The sequence below is a fragment of the Nocardia sp. NPDC058518 genome (assembly GCF_042719655.1).
Lineage (GTDB): Bacteria > Actinomycetota > Actinomycetes > Mycobacteriales > Mycobacteriaceae > Nocardia.
Map to the genome: position 1 here is coordinate 69,865 of NZ_JBHXNJ010000015.1, position 15,885 is coordinate 85,749.

Consider the following 15,885-nt stretch of genomic DNA (forward strand, 5'->3'; position numbering starts at 1 on the left):
AGCGGTCATGCATGACCGCTCTGCCCTTTATTCTGATGGCTCCTGGAGGCGTGGGGCCCGGGGGTGCAATAAACCGCAGGTGGCTGTCGGTGGGGTGGTGATGGCCACTACTGTGGTTGTGGTCGGAATGAATCCGCTTGAAAGCTGAGGAGCGATAACGTGACTGTCCGGGTAGGTATCAACGGCTTCGGTCGTATCGGACGTAATTTCTTCCGTGCGGTGGAGGCTCTGAAGGCCGTCGGCGAGACCGATATCGAGATCGTCGCGGTCAACGACCTCACCGACATCAACACCCTCGCCACCCTGCTGAAGTACGACTCGATCCTGGGTCGTCTGCCGCAGGACGTCTCCGTCGACGGCGACACCATCGTGGTCGGCGAGCAGCGCATCAAGGCGCTCGCGATCAAGGAAGGCCCCTCCGCACTGCCGTGGGCCGACCTGAACGTCGACGTCGTCGTCGAGTCGACCGGCATCTTCACCGCCGCCGAGAAGGCCAAGGGTCACCTCTCCGCCGGCGCCAAGAAGGTCATCATCTCCGCGCCTGCCACCGGCGACGACATCACCATCGTGATGGGCGTCAACGACGACAAGTACGACGGCAGCCAGAACATCATCTCCAACGCCTCGTGCACCACCAACTGCCTCGGCCCGATCGCCAAGGTGCTCAACGACTCGTTCGGCATCGTGAACGGTCTGATGACCACCATCCACGCGTACACCCAGGACCAGAACCTGCAGGACGCTCCGCACAAGGACCTGCGTCGCGCCCGTGCCGCGGCCCTGAACATCGTCCCCACCGGCACCGGTGCCGCCAAGGCCATCGGCCTGGTGCTGCCCGAGCTGCAGGGCAAGCTCGACGGCTACGCGCTGCGCGTTCCGGTCCCGACGGGCTCGGTCACCGACCTGACCGCGACCCTGGCCAAGCCCGCCACCATCGAGGAGATCAACGCCGCGATGAAGGCCGCCGCCGAGGGCCCGATGAAGGGCATCCTCAAGTACAACGAGGACCCGATCGTGTCCAGTGACATCGTCACCGACCCGCACTCGTCGATCTACGACGCGCCGCTGACCAAGGTCATCGACAACCAGGTCAAGGTCGTCTCCTGGTACGACAACGAGTGGGGCTACTCGAACCGGCTGGCCAACCTGGTCGATCTCGTCGGCAAGTCGCTCTGACCGCGATGACAGTCCAGACACTTCAGGATCTCCTGGCCGAGGGTGTCGAGGGCCGGGGCGTGCTCGTGCGCTCCGACCTCAACGTTCCCCTCGATGACAACGGCCAGATCACCGACCCGGGCCGCATCATCGCCTCGGTGCCGACCATTCAGGCGCTGGTCGACGCGGGCGCCAAGGTGGTCGTGATGGCGCACCTGGGCCGCCCCAAGGGCGAGCCCGACGCCAAGTTCTCCCTCGCCCCCGTGGCGGCGAAGCTGGCCGAGCTGCTCGGCCGCAATGTCCAGCTGGCCGGTGACGTGGTTGGCTACGACGCGCTCTCGCGCTCGGAAGGCCTCACCGACGGCGACGTGCTGCTGCTCGAGAACGTGCGTTTCGACCCGCGCGAAACCAGCAAGGACGACTCGGAGCGGGCCAAGCTGGCCGCGGCGTTCGTCGAGCTGGTCGGTGACGACGGTGCTTTCGTCTCCGACGGTTTCGGCGTGGTGCACCGCAAGCAGGCATCGGTCTACGACGTCGCGCAGGTGCTCCCGCATTACGCGGGCACGCTGGTCGCGGCCGAGGTCGAGGTGCTGCGCAAGCTCACCCAGGACCCGGCCCGCCCGTACGCGGTGGTGCTCGGTGGCTCCAAGGTCTCCGACAAGCTCGCGGTGATCGAGGCGCTGGCCCCCAAGGTCGACACCTTGGTGATCGGCGGCGGCATGTGCTTCACCTTCCTTGCCGCGCAAGGACTTCCGGTCGGTGGTTCGCTGCTGCAGGCCGAGATGATCGACACCTGCAAGTCGCTGCTCGAGCGCTTCGGCGACGTGCTGCACCTGCCGGTCGACATCGTGGTGGCCGACAAGTTCGCGGCCGACGCGGACACGAAGACCGTCGCATCGACCGAGATCCCCGACGGCTGGCTCGGCCTGGACATCGGCCCCGAGTCGGTGTCGCGGTTCTCCGCGCTGCTGACCGAGGCCAAGACGGTGTTCTGGAACGGCCCGATGGGCGTGTTCGAGTTCGACGCGTTCGCCGCGGGCACCCGTGGTGTCGCCGAGGCCATCGTGACCGCCACCTCCAAGGGTGCGTTCACGGTCGTCGGCGGCGGTGACTCGGCGGCTGCCGTGCGCACCCTCGGCCTGCCAGACGACGGCTTCTCGCACATCTCCACCGGTGGTGGCGCTTCTCTGGAATACCTGGAAGGCAAAGAGCTGCCCGGTATTTCGGTGCTGGAGGGCTGAGCGATGGCTGCGCGTAAACCGCTCATCGCGGGCAACTGGAAGATGAACCTCAACCACCTCGAGGCCATCTCGCTGGTGCAGAAGGTGGCGTTCGCGCTGCCCGAGAAGTACTTCGCGAAGGTCGACGTGACGGTGATCCCGCCGTTCACCGATCTGCGCAGTGTGCAGTCGATCGTCGACGGCGACAAGCTGCTGATCACCTACGGTGCCCAGGACGTCTCGGCGCACGACTCCGGTGCCTACACCGGCGAGGTCAGCGCGCCGATGCTGGCGAAGCTCGGCTGCGCCTACGTGGTGGTCGGGCACTCGGAGCGCCGTCAGTACCACCACGAGGACGACGCGACCGTGCTGGCCAAGGCCAAGCAGGCGCTGAAGTACGAGATCACCCCGATCGTCTGCATCGGTGAGGGTCTCGGCGTCCGCGAGGCGGGCACGCACGTCGAGTACAACCTCGAGCAGCTGCGTGGTTCGCTCAAAGGCCTGACGGCGGAACAGATTTCGCAGGTCGTCATCGCCTACGAGCCGGTCTGGGCCATCGGCACCGGCAAGGTCGCCTCGGCGGCCGACGCGCAGGAAGTGTGCGGCGCGATCCGCGGCGAACTGGAGAAGCTGGCTTCCCCGGAGGTCGCCGCCGGTGTGCGCGTGCTCTACGGCGGCTCGGTGAACGCCAAGAATATCGGCGAGCTGATCCGTCAGCCCGATATCGACGGCGCGCTGGTCGGCGGTGCTTCGCTCAAGGGTGACGAGTTCGCCACCCTGTCGGCGATCGCCGCGGGCGGTCCGCTGCCCTGATCGGGCACTGAACATCGAAGGGCCGGAAGCCACTGGGTTTCCGGCCCTTCGCTTTTCGTCGTAGGGCTACTGCGCGCGCAGGATCAGGCCGTAGCCGTTGTCGTTGCGCAGGGTGAGGGCGTCGGCGTCGATGGTGGCGGTGGTTCGGCCGTCCAGCGCGCGCAGCACGTTCTGCTCGACTTCCATCACCTCCGGCGGGCACATCATCTTGGTGGTGGCGACGGCGAAGTTCACCGCGTCGCCGGGACCGACCCCTGCGGTGCCGGTGATCCGGTTGCAGCCCGCGGTGCCGCTGACGGTGCCGCCGTCGCCGATGGTGAGATTCGGGCTCACCTGGTCGAGCGTGGTCGAGCGGATCTGCGCGTCCGGGGTGAGCATGGTGGTGACCACCCACGCGGTGCCGGTCAGCGGCTTGTCGGGACTCACGATCTTCTTGTCGGTGAGCTGGATGGTGACGGACTTACCGGTCAGCGTCAGCCGGTCACCGTCGAGGCGCCAGGTGGGGTCGGATTCCAGGAAGTCGCTCTGCCAGGCGTCGGCGCGTTCACGGTCGCCGGGGCACGCCATCAGCGTGCTTGCCAGCGGCGAGGTGTGCAGGACGTGATTGCTCAGGTCGACGGTGCCGCCCGCGGAATTGCAGCCGGAGTTCGCCGAGATCCGGCCGTCGGTGAAGGTGAGCGTCATCGGACCGCCGCCGGGGATCTCGCCGCCGACGACCTCGGTGGAGATATAGGTGTGACCCATCGGCGTGGCGGTGTCGTCCGCCGGTTCCTTGTCGGCTGATCCGCACCCGGCCACCACCGCGCCGACCAGTGCGAGCAGGACAGCCAGAGGACGAGGTGATATCCGCATGGAGCCGATGGTACGGGCCGCCCCGAACACCGCTTGTCGATGTTCGGGGCGGGTCGCGATCGGAGCAGGAACTACTTGCCCGCGTCGCCCTGGCAGTCGGCGGTGGCGAGTGAACCGCTGGCCTCGTCCTGCGCGATCACCTTGCCGTCGACGACGATCTTGCAGGAGACAGTTCCGCCGTCGATGCCCGCCATGACGCTCAGCGCGGAGTGCTTCACCAGCCCGGTGATCGTCACGTTCTTGGACCACGGCAGTGGCACGTCGGATTCGGTCTGAACGTCCAGGGTCCCGTCGGAGTAGATGACGGTGCCGGTGCCCGAACCCGCGGCCTGATAGGAGACGGTCACCTCGCGGCTGACCTCGTTCTCGATCTCATTGGCGACGGTGCCGACGAACGCCACGCAACCACCGACGATCAGCAGCAGCACGACGAGAATGCCGCCGAGTACCCACGGCCACACCTTCTTCTTGCGCGGCGGCTGCGGGTAGCCACCCTGCGGCGGGTAGCCACCGCCGGGGGGTTGCTGGCCGTACGGCGGCTGCTGACCGTAGGGTTGCTGGCCATACGGCTGCTGCGGGGCATTCATGCGTTGTCCTCCGTGTCGTACGAGCTCCCCCCGAACGAAACGGGAGCTGCGGTTCTGATCGCTCGAAAGCGCTCAGAAGATAACACCGTATCGGTCGATCGCTTTTCTATTGTCGTGGGCCACAAGGTATCTGATAGTTCGCCGGGATCATTCCCAGCGGGTGTGCGCCAACGGCGAGCGATGATCTCAGCAGGGGCGCATCGCGCGGGATGGCAGTCGCCGGGGATAAGCTCGTCGGGTGGGCAACGTCGCGGCGGAACGGATCTCGACCTGGGCCCCGTTGCGGTCGCCGCTGTTCCGGGCGTTGTGGATCGCTCAGCTGGTGTCGAACCTGGGCACATGGATGCAGACCGTCGGCGCGCAGTGGCTGGTGGTCGACCAACCGAACGCGGCCGCGCTGGTGGCCTTCGTGCAGACCGCGCTGACATTGCCGGTGATGTTGCTGTCGATCCCGTCCGGGGTGCTGGCGGACCTGGTGGATCGACGCCGACTGCTGCTCGGCGCGCAGACCGGGATGGCGCTGGTCTCGCTCACCCTCACGGTGTCCACGGCCACCGGCCACACCACACCCGCGGTCCTGCTCAGCCTGCTGTTCCTGCTGGGCTGTGGGCAGGCGCTCACCGCGCCCGCCTGGCAGGCGATCCAGCCCGAGCTGGTGCCGCGCGACCAGATCACCTCGGCGGCGGCGCTGGGCAGTATGAGCGTCAATATCGGTCGAGCCGTCGGCCCGGCGGTGGCGGGTGTGATCGTGTCGATAGCCGGGCCCACCGTGGTGTTCGGGTTCAACACGGTGTCGTTCGTCGGCATCGTCGCGGTACTGCTGGTGTCGAAGTGGCCGACGCGAACGAGCCCGCTACCCAGTGAACGGCCCCTCGCGGCGTTGCAGGCAGGTACCCGGTTCATTCGAGCCGCGCCCGCGATCAGGCGGGTGCTGTTCCGCGCGATCCTGTTCATCGCCCCCGCCAGCGCGGTGTGGTCGCTGCTGCCGGTGATCGCGCACGACCGGCTCGGACTGTCGTCGTCCGGCTACGGTCTGCTGCTCGGCGCGCTCGGGCTCGGCGCGGTCTGTGGTGCGCTCGGATTGTCGCGGCTGCGGGTCCTGTTCACCCCCACCCAGCGACTCGCGTTCGCCGCGGTCCTGTTCGGCCTCGGCGCCGTCGCGACCGCGCTGGTCCACCACGTGGTGCTGGTACTCGTGCTGCTGGTGGGGGCCGGGCTGGCGTGGTTGCTGGCGATGTCGACGCTGAACTCGACCATGCAGTTGCTCCTGCCCGCCTGGGTCCGCGCCCGCGGTCTGTCGGTGTACATGCTGGTGTTCATGGGTGGGCAGGCCATCGGTTCCCTGCTCTGGGGTCTGGTCGCCGGCGCCTACGGTGCCGTGACGGCGCTGCTGATCGCGGCGGTGATGCTGGCGTGCTGCGCGGTGAGCACGGTGTGGTGGCCGATCCGGCACAACGTCGAGGACATCGACCTCTCACCGGCGGCGTACTGGCCCGAACCACAACTCGTCGTCGAGCCCGAACCCGCGGACGGCCCCGTCCTGGTGATGCGCGGCTACGACGTGCCACCGCAGGACGTCGCCGCCTTCACCGAATCGATGGCGCTGGTCGGGCGATCCCGGCAGCGCACCGGCGCGATGGAATGGCGGCTCTACCGCGATGTGGGCACCGTCGACCGCTTCGTCGAAGCCTTCGTCGTCCGATCCTGGGCCGAGCACATGCACCAGCACCAGGTGCGCCTGACCGCCCGTGACCAGGAGATCGAACAGACCGTCGCCCAGTACTCCGCAGGCCCCCACACCGTCTCACACCTGGTCGCCGTCGAGCCTGGTTAGACCAGTCGGTCCTCCACCACCTAGGATGAACCTCATGTCGCTGTTCCTCGATATCCTCCTTGTGATCACCAGCTTGCTGTTGGTGCTGCTGGTGCTGTTGCACCGCGCCAAGGGTGGCGGCTTGTCCAGCCTCTTCGGTGGCGGCGTGCAGTCGAGCCTGTCCGGCTCCACCGTCGTCGAGAAGAACCTCGACCGCATCACCATCTTCGTCGGCATCGTCTGGTTCATCGCGATCCTGGGCATCGGCCTGGAGATCAAGTTCGCCTGAGTTCGCCGCTTCCCTCACCTGCTGCGCCCGTAGGGTGGCGTGCATGAGTTTTGGGGGAGAATTGCCGTCACGTCGGCTGGTGCCGGTGTGGTGGACCATCGTCATGAGTACCGTGACCGGCCTTGCTGTGCTGGTGTGCCTGTGGCTGGTGTGGCAGAACATGGTCGACGGTCCGCTCGATCGCACGGGCTTGCTGTTGCTCGCGCTCGGTACGCTCGGCGTGCTGTGGTTAGGGTTCGGGGTGGCCGGGGTCGTCGCCTATCGGCGGTTCGTTCTGGTTGTAGTCGCGCCCGCGGTCGTCGCGGTGACGGGCGTACTCGGTTGGAGTGGCGTGCCGGAACGGTTCGGCTGGTGGGTGTCGAAGCCGCACTTCGAGCAGGCGGCTCAGGTCTGTGAGAAATCCGGTGCGAGTCAACGAATTGGCCTCTACACCGTTGAAGCGGTTCGGTCAGCAGATGGCGGTTGCCTGTTCCGGACGCAGGGCGGATTCCTGGGCAGCGTGGGATTCGCCTATCTACCTGAGGGCGCGCCACCTCGCTCCGGTGAATATGACGAGAGCTATCGATCGTATGACGGTGTCTGGTACCGGTATTGGATCTAGCTGAGCTCAGTGCAGAAGACGGTCGGCGGCTTCTTCTATGTCCGACTCGCTCAGCAGGACAGTGTCGGCGGCGGGACCGAGTGGAACGAAACTGTCTGCACTCGTGACCCGGGCGAGCGCACCGCGATAGCCCGCATCGATCAGCGCCGCGAAAACCGACTCGGAAACCCCACCGCTGCTACGTGTTTCGTCGGCGACCAAGACGCGTCCGGTGGCTTCGGCATGATGGAGCAGGTCAGTGGTCGGAAGGGGATTGAGCCAGCGGAGGTCGAGTACGCGTGCGTGAATTCCTCGGGCGGCCAGGCGATTCGCTGTGCGCAGGCTCATCGGGACGCCGTTGCCGAAGGTGACGATGGTGAGGTCGGTGCCGTCGCCGTAGGTGCGCGCATCGCCGATCGGGACGTGTTCGGTGGTGGGGGAGGCCAGCCAGGCTTCGTCGCCTGGATGTAGATCTTTCGTGTGGTACAGCGCAATCGGCTCGACGAACACGCATACTCGGCCATCGACTCGCGCTGCTGACACGCAGGTGCGCAGCATCGCCGCCGCGTCGTCGGCGCGCGCGGGCACCGCGACGACGACGCCGGGGATATCGCGCAGTGCCGCCAGGGAATCGTCGTTGTGGAAGTGGCCGCCGAAACCCTTTTGATAGGCGAGGCCGGCGATGCGCACGACCATCGGGTTGCGGTACCGGCCGTTCGAGAAGAACTGGAGGGTGGCCGCTTCGCCGCGAATCTGATCGGCCGCGTTGTGGACGTAGGCCAGGTACTGGATCTCGGGGATCGGGATGAATCCGGCCAATCCCGTACCGAGCGCGGTGCCGAGGATGGACTGTTCGTCGAGGAGGGTGTCGAAAACCCGGCGCGCTCCGAAGCGTTTTCTGAGTCCCTTCGTGACGCCGTACACGCCGCCTTTCCGGCCGACATCCTCGCCGAACACCAGCACGTCGCGATCCTCGGCGAGCAGTTCGCCGAGCGTGTGGTTGATCGCCTGCGCCAGCGTCATCGGGGGAGCGGGGTCCGGTGCGTGCATGCGATTCACCTCGTCGCGGACCGCGTCGGGGTGGGCCGGTGCGAGCGGCGCGATCACGGCGGCCGCGGAGTCGAGCCGTGCCTCTCGAACCACATCGTCGGCGGTCTCACGCACGCGCGCACCGATTCGCTCGTAGCGGTCGAGAAGGTCGCCCGCATCGGCGACACCGGCGGAAATCAGGTAGCGGGCGGTGCCGAGGAGGGGATCGCGGGCGAGGTCGGCGGCGATATCGGCCGGGCCGCGATAGGCCGACTCGACGTCGGATCCAGCGTGCCCACCCAGTCGGACGGTGCGCAGGTGCAGGAAGACCGGCACCCGCCAGGTCCGCGCCAGTTGCACCGCGTCCTGGGCCGCGCCGAGCGCATCGGGCAGGTCGCACCCGTCGGCGGCGAGGTAGGTGAGTCCCGGGCGTGGGCCGTAGGCGCGCTCGATCCAGTCCGGTGCGGTGGGCACGCTGATACCGAGACCGTTGTCCTCGCAGACGAAGACGAGCGGCATCGGTACGCCCTGATGGGCGGCATGCAGCGCGGCATTGACGGCACCGACTGCCGTCGAATGATTGGCCGACGCATCGCCGAAACTGCACACCACCACCGCATCAGCGGGCCACGGACACGAAATCCCTTGCTTCGCAGCCCGATCCAAAGCGAAGGCCAACCCCACCGCACGCGGCAGATGCGAAGCGATGGTCGAAGTCTGCGGAATGATCGACGCCGCCGCACTGCCGATCACTTTGTGCCGACCACCGGAGATCGGATCAGCAGCCGCCGCGACAACCCCGAGCAGCACATCCCGAATCGGATCCGACCCCGGAATCCGCCGGCACCGCTGCACGAAGAACGCCGCCGACCGGTAGTGCAACAACGCCGGATCATCGACGCGCAACGCGGCCGCCACCGCCGCGTTGCCCTCATGACCCGAAGACCCGATGCTGTAGAACCCCTGCCGCGCGGCCCCCAACCTCCGCGCCGCCAGATCGAGATGCCGACTGGCGACCTGTGATTCGAACAATTCGATCCCGAACGCGGCGTCGATGGTCGCGATCGGGTCGATCCGGTTGGGCACAGCGAGACTGTCCATCGCGGCCCGAAAAGCCCCATCCAGGTCAAGCGATCCCAGCGCCACCGCAACACTCCTCGCCCGCAGTCGAGTCGACGTCCGAACCGTCGGCATGCCAAGAAAGTTACTGCGAACTTCGATGAACGGCGTGCAATTTCCGCCAGAAGCGCGCAACTGTGTGTTCGTCCTCCGGCGAACGTCGATCGCGTAGCTGTAGCTCGCACGCGGGCCGGTTCGGATGGACCGGTAGTGTCCGGTGTTCACGTGGGACGGGTGAAGGAGGGGCTATGACTACGCCAGGTGGACCGGGAGGTCCGTGGGGATATCCGCAGCAGTCCGGGCCTTTCGGGGCGCCGCCGCAGCAGCCGTACCCGCAGCAGCCGCACTTTCCGCCGCAGCAGCCGCAATACCAGCAGCCACCCGCTCATTACGGTGCGCCTCAGCCGAATTATGTTGCGCCGCAGCAATCTCCGGCACCGGGTGCGCCCCAGGAGAGCGCGGCGGTGCAGGCTTATCTGGCGGCCGTCGCTCACCATATGAATATGGGCGGCCTCCAGGTGAGCCGGAACTGGGTGGGCCCGGTGCTGTCCCTGATCGGTGTCGGTGCGGTGATCAAGAGTTCGCTGAACCCGATCGAATTGGCCGTGTGTGTAGGTCACGCAGGTGAGATCTCACCCGCCACCGTCGCCGGATTCACCAGGCAGGTAGACGAATTCGCCCGCTCGATCCGCCGCCCGAGCGCCTTCGCGGTGAAGGGCGGTGCGTGCGCGATCGCCGCGCTGATATCCGATCGAGTTCATCCGGCCAGCTTCGGCGCCGTCACCAACAAAGCGATGAGCTTCGGCACCGTCGTAGTACCCGCCGTCATCGACCTCGGTAATCGACAGATGATGATCGCCCAGAATACTCCCGTGATGGGATTCGCCATGTGGAGTACCGTGCGCGGCAAAGCCGGCATGTACCTCCCGGATCCGCGCGCGGTCTTGGGCTGATCGTCGACAATGGGTACCACGCCCAGGTGATCTCTCGAATGGTGTAAGGGCGTGGCGAGAACCGGTAGTGAGTGACGACACAATCGACCTGGAGTGGCCGGAATGGCGGGTGAAGATTCCGCTGGTAGCGGGGCGTTATGGAATCGGACCGGGGCGTTACCCGGTGATTGTCAACCCACACTCAGGTTTTGACGGCCCCCCAGTGGTCATGTCTACAGTGGCGCGTCCGGCACCGTGACGGTGCCGTATGTCGACATGATCAGAAGCGGGGAGTTCGAGATGGCCGGCAAGCACCGAAGAATCAAAGCAGGAGCGATCGCGAGGCGCGCGGCACCGGCATTAGGGATCCTTCCCGTGATGTTCGCTGTGGCCTGCTCCAATACCAGCACCGATGTCGCGAGTTCGACGTCGACGAGCGTGGCACCCAGCGATACCCAGTCGCCCGAATCCACCACGGTAACGCCGAAACCGGCGAAACCGGAACCGGGAACAGCCACTCCGCCGCTGCCCGGCGATCGGGGCGGCGCGACACCCGTGGTCGGGCCGGGACGCACCACCACCGTGCAGCCGGGCGTCACCGCGCCGGGCGACGATCCGAACGCCGCGTTCGGGCCGCGCACGACCCCGCGTCAGCCGGGCGTCACGGTGCCGCGCGAGGCCCGACCTGGCCCGTTCGGTGACTATGCTGTCCCGCCGGGCCACCGGACTGTGCCGAGCAATGAGAGTGCGCCGCCGGTCAACCTCGGTGCGCTGCACGCACCGCAAGCGGTGGAGCCGGTTGCTCCCATCGCCCCACCAGACCGCACGCTGCGGCTCGGCGACTTCACCTCGCCGGTGCCCGACGCGGTGCCGGAAGACCTTCTCGACGGAGTGAACTCGGCTGCCGCCAACACCGAAGCCGCGATCGCCACAGGCGGAAAGTCGATCGGTATCGACCCGAGTCGCTCGGACAAGATCGCCGCGGGTGCCCTGGCGGGTGCGGCGGTGGCCGGCGTGCCGGCAGCGGTCGTGTGTGGTGTGGCCGGCGGGTTGATCACTTCCGTCACCCTCGCCCCCGGTGCCGCGGTAGCAGCCGGTGCCGCTGCGGGCGCCGCATCGGGTGGTGTCCTGGCGGCTCCGGCCGCGGGTGCGGCATACGCGGCGACAGTCGCCGCGGGTTCGGCAGTCGGCGCTGTCGCCTGCGGAGTGCCTGCAGCCGTCGTCGGCGGCGTTGTCGGTGGTGCGGTGGGAAGCGCGATCTGACGCTGCACCGACAACTGATCTGACCACGTTGCCCTCCATGCCGATTCGGCTGGAGGGCAACGGCATTCAGCGGAACGGAGCGGATCTCACTGTCCGCGTTCGACAATCGTCGCGATCAAGGTACGCCCGTCGCGGACGGTCGTGGTGATGAGCTGGGTGTAGAGCAGGTCCTCTGCTGACGTGCCGCCGGGGCGACGCTCGGTGAGGTCGAGTTCGTAGCTGTCCGGGCCGATCTGGTTGATCTGGGCGCAGTAGGTGGTTCCGAGCGGGACGTACTTGTCGATGCCGCCCTGGATGATCGGGGCCGAACCCACGGTGTCGGCTTCGGGCGCCACGAACGAGCGCGCCTTCTCGCCGTTCCGGTCGGTGTAGAACGCGTACTCGAATCCGAGGATCACGCCGGGGCCGGAGCTGTTGTCACCGGGACCGCGGCCGATGGTCAGACTGCCGCGCTGTTCGTCGACACAAGGCAGTGGTCCTGCTGTCTTTCTTGTCGTCGTAGGCGGGCTGGTGGCAGCGATGACCACGGTTTCTTCCGGTCCGCTGTCCTGACCGGCCAGGACGACGAAGGTCATCGCCGCCGCCACGCCGACTGCGATCGTCGCCACCGAACCCAGCAGCATGATGCCGATCCTGCTCCGTCCCGATTTCGACGCGGCGGGGAGCGTATTGTTCGCGCGGCTGTCGTTGTACAGCTCATCGAACAGGTCGTCTTCATCCCACGAGGACTGCGACCGTTGACGAGGAGATGCCTTGCCAGGCTTGAAGATCGCGGCCATCGGGTCGTGGTCCCACGGCGGCGGGGGTTCGCGATTCGGTTCCTGCTGAATCGGCCGTGCGGGCACCGGTGCCGACCAGTCCGGCAGTCCATCGGCGCCGGTGGTGTGCGTCGGCTCATTCCCCGCAGGCGCCCGGAACCGGGGCGGCGGCGCCGGGATCATCGCTTCCGGGGCGGGCTCCGGATCGGCCGGTCGCCACGAAGTCGGGGCCTGCTCGCGCAAACCCGCCACTGCGGCAGGATCAGGCCCGAGCGCGTCCAATGGAGGACCGAATGGTGACCCCGAACTCTCGTCCTCCCATGGTCCTGTGAAACCCACCCATCACCCTTTCCCTTCCCATGCCGGCGCCTCGCACCCGGCCCAAGCGCAACTCAGCGCACGGGGCACGACAGCACCACAGGCAGGCAACCCGTGACGTTCCCGGTTTGGCAACTCGCGTCCCCCGCCACACCGATCGCCCGAGATTTTACCCGGTGTTCCCAGGTGTGGGTCCGGACGGGATGGGCGGACAGGGAGCTCGGCCGACATGCTGTGGGATCGATCATGATCCGACGGAAAAATGTTTGAACGACTCGAACACGGCGCATTGCCGAGCGAGCCGGTCGTCGACGGTGACCGCATGTTTCCGAAAGCGCAGTGGTGGTCGCGGCTGTCATGGTTGCTCCACGCCGCCGGGAGAGCGGGTGGTGAGTGAGCGCCAGGAGGCACATCATGCGAGGCAGAGTTCCCCTACGGATGCGGGTGTTGGCCGCGCTCAATGGTGGGCCGGATTGGGATTCGATCACCCCCGCGGAGGTTGTGGAGGCGCGCGGGGCGCAGGAGAAGTTGCGTCGGTCCGCGATCGGGGCACTCATCACGGGTAAGCCGGACCGCGGTGCGCGCACCACGACGCACACGCTCGAACTGCCTGGTCGCGCACTGAATGTTCGCGTGCATCGGCCCGTGCGAGGAGGTTCGGGGCTGCCTTTGATCGTCGCGTTCCACGGTGGCGGATTCATCAGTGGGGTGCCCGAGCAGGACGATTGGCTGCTGAGTCACCTGGCTGCCGAGTGTCCGGCGGTGGTCGCTTCGGTCGATTACCGGCTCGCGCCTGAGCATCCGATTCCCGCCGCTGTCGAGGATGCCCGCGACGCAGTGCCTCGACTTGCCGCGCAGGCAGGGCAGTGGGGCGCGGACGCGGACGGAACTCGGCTCGCACTGCTCGGAAGTAGCGCGGGCGCGTCACTCGCGGCGCTGACCGCCTTCGAGACTCCTCACCTGCGGACACAGGTATTGATCAACCCCCAACTCGATTGGACCGATGGGGTGTTCGAATATCCCTCGTTCACCGAGAACGCGGACAGCCCCACGGCGACCCCAGCCAATTGCCGTGCGGTGCAACGTATCGCGCTGCCCGAAGGTTTCGACGCGCGAACGATTTCGCCGATGTTCCACGACGACCTCGCCCACTCCGTCCCCACGCTCATCCAGTCCGCGGGTCTGGATCCGCTGGAAGATCAATCGCCCGCCTACGCCGCTCGTCTGCGGCAGGCGGGTGTCGAGGTGACGCTGACCCGTTATCCCGAAGCGACGCACGGATTCCTGAGCATGTCGGGGCTGATCCCCGCCGCCGGACCGGCCCGCGCGGAGATCCTCGACCATTTGCGAAGCCACCTGGCTGTGCGTTCGGGAGCACGTCGATGACAACCAGCAGTGAACAACTGATTCGGACAACGAGTCTCATGAGACTGCTGCGCCCGTATCTCGGCAGTTTCGGCGCAGTGGTGATCCTACAGGTCGTCGGCGCCGTGGCGGGGCTGGCTCCGTTGCTGGCAGTAGTCGAGCTGGGTCGTACCCTGCTGTCGCCCGACGAGGTCGACCACGCTCATGTATGGCTCGTCGTGCTGGCAGGCGCGGTGGGTCTGCTGGTCCGATTACTCTGTACCGCAGCGTCTTCGGCTATCGGGCATCTCCTCGATGATCGAGTCCAGCTGTCGTTCCGGCGGCAGCTGGCCGATCAGCTGGCGCGGGTGCCGATCGGCTGGTTCGCGCGGCGTCGTACCGGTGAGCTGGCGAAGATCGTCGGCGACGATGTGAGCGCCGTGCATCCGTTCATCGCCCACGCGCCCGGCGAACTGGTGTCCGCGTTCGTCGTGCCGTCGGTTTCACTGGTCTACCTGTTCACCGTCGATTGGCGGCTCACCCTCATCACCCTGATCCCGGTGGTGGTGGCCATCGCGCTCGTCCCGTTGATGATGACCCCCAGCCGACTACGCGAACAGCAGGATTTCGATACCGCCATGGGTGGTATCGCCAGCTCGGTCGTCGAGTTCGTGCAGGGCATCGCGGTGGTGAAGGCATTCGGCGGGTCCGAGCGCGCTCATCGCAGATTCCGCACGGCCACTGACGATTTCGCCGACATCTTCCTGCGGATGGTGCGTGGGCTGGCGGGGATCGCGGCGGGCATGCAGGTGGCGCTGTCGCCGCCGTTCGTGCTGCTGGTCGTGCTGATCGGCGGCACGGTGCTGATCACGAACGGTGCGATGGCCCCGGCCGATCTGCTGCCGTTCCTGCTGCTCGGCATCGGCCTGACCGCACCCGTGGCCGCGCTCGGGCACGGTTTCGACGATCTCCAGGCAGCTCGGCGCGCGGCAGGCCGGATTCGCGACGTGCTCGACGAGGCGCCGCTGCCGGAGCCGACCCGGCCGATGGCACCGCGGGGGCACCGGGTGGAGCTGCGCGGGGTCCGATTCGGCTACGACGCCGAACACGAAGTGCTGCGCGGGATCGACCTGGTGCTCGAGCCCGGCACCGTGACAGCACTCGTCGGGCCGTCTGGCAGTGGCAAATCCACCCTGGTCCAGCTGCTGCCGCGGTTCTTCGACCCGACCCACGGCACGGTGACACTCGGCGGCGTCGACCTGCGTGAACTCGGTAGCCGCGAGCTCTATCGGACGGTCTCGTTCGTCTTCCAGGATGTGCGACTGCTGCGCGCGTCGGTCGCGGACAATATCGCCCTCGCCGTCCCACATACCGACCGCGACAACGTGATTCGTGCCGCGCGTCTGGCGAATATCCACGACCGCATCCTCGAGTTGCCGCACGGCTACGACACGGTGATCGGTGACGACGCGGCCTTGTCCGGCGGTGAGGCGCAACGGATTTCGCTGGCACGAGCCTTGCTCGCCGACGCACCGGTGCTGGTCCTCGACGAGGCGACCGCCTTCGCCGACCCACACACCGAACGGGCGGTGCGGCAGGCATTGACCTCGCTCGGCCGCGACCGGACCATCCTGGTGATCGCCCACCGGCTGGAGACGATCGCCGACGCCGACATGGTCGTGATGCTCGACAACGGCACCATTGCCGAACGCGGCCGACCCGCCGATCTGCTTGCCCAACAGGGAAAGTTCGCCGATTTCTGGCACTCGCACCGAACGGTGACCGAGGAACTACAGGGAGACCCACGATGATT

At 67.0% G+C, this 15,885-nt stretch carries 15 protein-coding genes; 10 read left to right on the forward strand and 5 right to left on the reverse strand.

Annotated elements, in window-relative coordinates; translation table 11 throughout:
- Positions 1–159: 159 nt before the first annotated feature.
- Genes gap through tpiA form a run of 3 tightly spaced genes read left to right on the forward strand, consistent with a single transcriptional unit; the run spans position 160 to position 3,188 of the window.
- Positions 160–1,176 (forward strand): type I glyceraldehyde-3-phosphate dehydrogenase, encoded by a 1,017-nt coding sequence (gap, locus tag ACFWPX_RS23965; RefSeq protein ID WP_378912972.1) that lies wholly within the window; start codon positions 160–162, stop codon positions 1,174–1,176.
- 5 nt (positions 1,177–1,181) lie between these two features.
- Positions 1,182–2,396 carry a phosphoglycerate kinase gene (locus ACFWPX_RS23970; protein ID WP_378929169.1) on the forward strand — a complete coding sequence of 405 codons (1,215 nt, stop codon included), beginning with the start codon at positions 1,182–1,184 and terminating at the stop codon, positions 2,394–2,396.
- A gap of 3 nt (positions 2,397–2,399) precedes the next feature.
- Positions 2,400–3,188, forward strand: a complete 789-nt coding sequence (tpiA, locus tag ACFWPX_RS23975; protein ID WP_378912970.1) for a triose-phosphate isomerase — start codon at positions 2,400–2,402, stop codon at positions 3,186–3,188.
- Between the two features lie 66 nt (positions 3,189–3,254).
- Here the strand turns inward: tpiA and ACFWPX_RS23980 are convergent, their stop codons facing one another.
- Positions 3,255–4,040: an META domain-containing protein gene (locus ACFWPX_RS23980; protein WP_378929171.1), complete on the reverse strand. Its 786-nt coding sequence runs from the start codon at positions 4,038–4,040 to the stop codon at positions 3,255–3,257.
- Between the two features lie 71 nt (positions 4,041–4,111).
- Positions 4,112–4,627, reverse strand: a complete 516-nt coding sequence (locus ACFWPX_RS23985) for an MmpS family transport accessory protein (RefSeq protein WP_378912968.1) — start codon at positions 4,625–4,627, stop codon at positions 4,112–4,114.
- A 238-nt stretch (positions 4,628–4,865) separates the two neighbouring features.
- On the opposite strand from ACFWPX_RS23985, the gene ACFWPX_RS23990 reads away from it, so the two are divergent.
- The 3 genes from ACFWPX_RS23990 (at position 4,866) to ACFWPX_RS24000 (ending at position 7,330) form a co-directional block, all read left to right on the forward strand.
- Positions 4,866–6,461 (forward strand): MFS transporter, encoded by a 1,596-nt coding sequence (locus tag ACFWPX_RS23990; protein WP_378912967.1) that lies wholly within the window; start codon positions 4,866–4,868, stop codon positions 6,459–6,461.
- A gap of 34 nt (positions 6,462–6,495) precedes the next feature.
- Positions 6,496–6,729, forward strand: coding sequence for a preprotein translocase subunit SecG (secG, locus tag ACFWPX_RS23995; RefSeq protein WP_101468684.1), 234 nt, complete (start codon positions 6,496–6,498; stop codon positions 6,727–6,729).
- Positions 6,730–6,814: 85 nt separating this feature from the next.
- Complete coding sequence (locus tag ACFWPX_RS24000; protein WP_378929174.1) at positions 6,815–7,330, forward strand: hypothetical protein; 516 nt, start codon at positions 6,815–6,817, stop codon at positions 7,328–7,330.
- Positions 7,331–7,336: 6 nt separating this feature from the next.
- On the opposite strand, the gene ACFWPX_RS24005 is transcribed toward ACFWPX_RS24000, so the two are convergent.
- Positions 7,337–9,439, reverse strand: a complete 2,103-nt coding sequence (locus ACFWPX_RS24005; RefSeq protein WP_378929375.1) for a dehydrogenase E1 component subunit alpha/beta — start codon at positions 9,437–9,439, stop codon at positions 7,337–7,339.
- A 266-nt stretch (positions 9,440–9,705) separates the two neighbouring features.
- Here ACFWPX_RS24005 and ACFWPX_RS24010 point away from each other — a divergent pair, with 266 nt between their 5' ends.
- On the forward strand, positions 9,706–10,410 hold the full coding sequence (locus ACFWPX_RS24010; RefSeq protein ID WP_378929177.1) for a hypothetical protein: 705 nt from the start codon (positions 9,706–9,708) through the stop codon (positions 10,408–10,410).
- Positions 10,411–10,622: 212 nt separating this feature from the next.
- Here the strand turns inward: ACFWPX_RS24010 and ACFWPX_RS24015 are convergent, their stop codons facing one another.
- Complete coding sequence (locus ACFWPX_RS24015) at positions 10,623–10,907, reverse strand: hypothetical protein (RefSeq protein ID WP_378929179.1); 285 nt, start codon at positions 10,905–10,907, stop codon at positions 10,623–10,625.
- Positions 10,908–10,944: 37 nt separating this feature from the next.
- Between ACFWPX_RS24015 and ACFWPX_RS24020 the strand changes: the two genes are divergently transcribed.
- Positions 10,945–11,652, forward strand: a complete 708-nt coding sequence (locus tag ACFWPX_RS24020) for a hypothetical protein (RefSeq protein ID WP_378929182.1) — start codon at positions 10,945–10,947, stop codon at positions 11,650–11,652.
- 86 nt (positions 11,653–11,738) lie between these two features.
- Here the strand turns inward: ACFWPX_RS24020 and ACFWPX_RS24025 are convergent, their stop codons facing one another.
- Positions 11,739–12,662 (reverse strand): hypothetical protein, encoded by a 924-nt coding sequence (locus ACFWPX_RS24025; RefSeq protein WP_378929184.1) that lies wholly within the window; start codon positions 12,660–12,662, stop codon positions 11,739–11,741.
- 480 nt (positions 12,663–13,142) lie between these two features.
- On the opposite strand from ACFWPX_RS24025, the gene ACFWPX_RS24030 reads away from it, so the two are divergent.
- Together ACFWPX_RS24030 and ACFWPX_RS24035 are read left to right on the forward strand one after the other, a co-directional pair.
- A complete protein-coding gene (locus ACFWPX_RS24030) occupies positions 13,143–14,114 on the forward strand; it encodes an alpha/beta hydrolase fold domain-containing protein (protein WP_378929186.1) in 972 nt (323 codons plus the stop codon).
- A gap of 38 nt (positions 14,115–14,152) precedes the next feature.
- Positions 14,153–15,883 carry an ABC transporter ATP-binding protein gene (locus ACFWPX_RS24035; protein WP_378929188.1) on the forward strand — a complete coding sequence of 577 codons (1,731 nt, stop codon included), beginning with the start codon at positions 14,153–14,155 and terminating at the stop codon, positions 15,881–15,883.
- Positions 15,884–15,885: the final 2 nt, after the last annotated feature.

Bases quoted from the DNA above. Each gene is read 5' to 3' on its own strand.
- ACFWPX_RS23970 (WP_378929169.1), top strand. From the start codon at position 1,182: ATGACAGTCCAGACACTTCAGGATCTCCTGGCCGAGGGTGTCGAGGGC.
- ACFWPX_RS24005 (WP_378929375.1), bottom strand. From the start codon at position 9,439: ATGGACAGTCTCGCTGTGCCCAACCGGATCGACCCGATCGCGACCATC.
- ACFWPX_RS23980 (WP_378929171.1), bottom strand. From the start codon at position 4,040: ATGCGGATATCACCTCGTCCTCTGGCTGTCCTGCTCGCACTGGTCGGC.
- ACFWPX_RS24010 (WP_378929177.1), top strand. From the start codon at position 9,706: ATGACTACGCCAGGTGGACCGGGAGGTCCGTGGGGATATCCGCAGCAG.
- ACFWPX_RS24030 (WP_378929186.1), top strand. From the start codon at position 13,143: ATGCGAGGCAGAGTTCCCCTACGGATGCGGGTGTTGGCCGCGCTCAAT.
- secG (WP_101468684.1), top strand. From the start codon at position 6,496: ATGTCGCTGTTCCTCGATATCCTCCTTGTGATCACCAGCTTGCTGTTG.
- ACFWPX_RS23985 (WP_378912968.1), bottom strand. From the start codon at position 4,627: ATGAATGCCCCGCAGCAGCCGTATGGCCAGCAACCCTACGGTCAGCAG.
- ACFWPX_RS24035 (WP_378929188.1), top strand. From the start codon at position 14,153: ATGAGACTGCTGCGCCCGTATCTCGGCAGTTTCGGCGCAGTGGTGATC.
- tpiA (WP_378912970.1), top strand. From the start codon at position 2,400: ATGGCTGCGCGTAAACCGCTCATCGCGGGCAACTGGAAGATGAACCTC.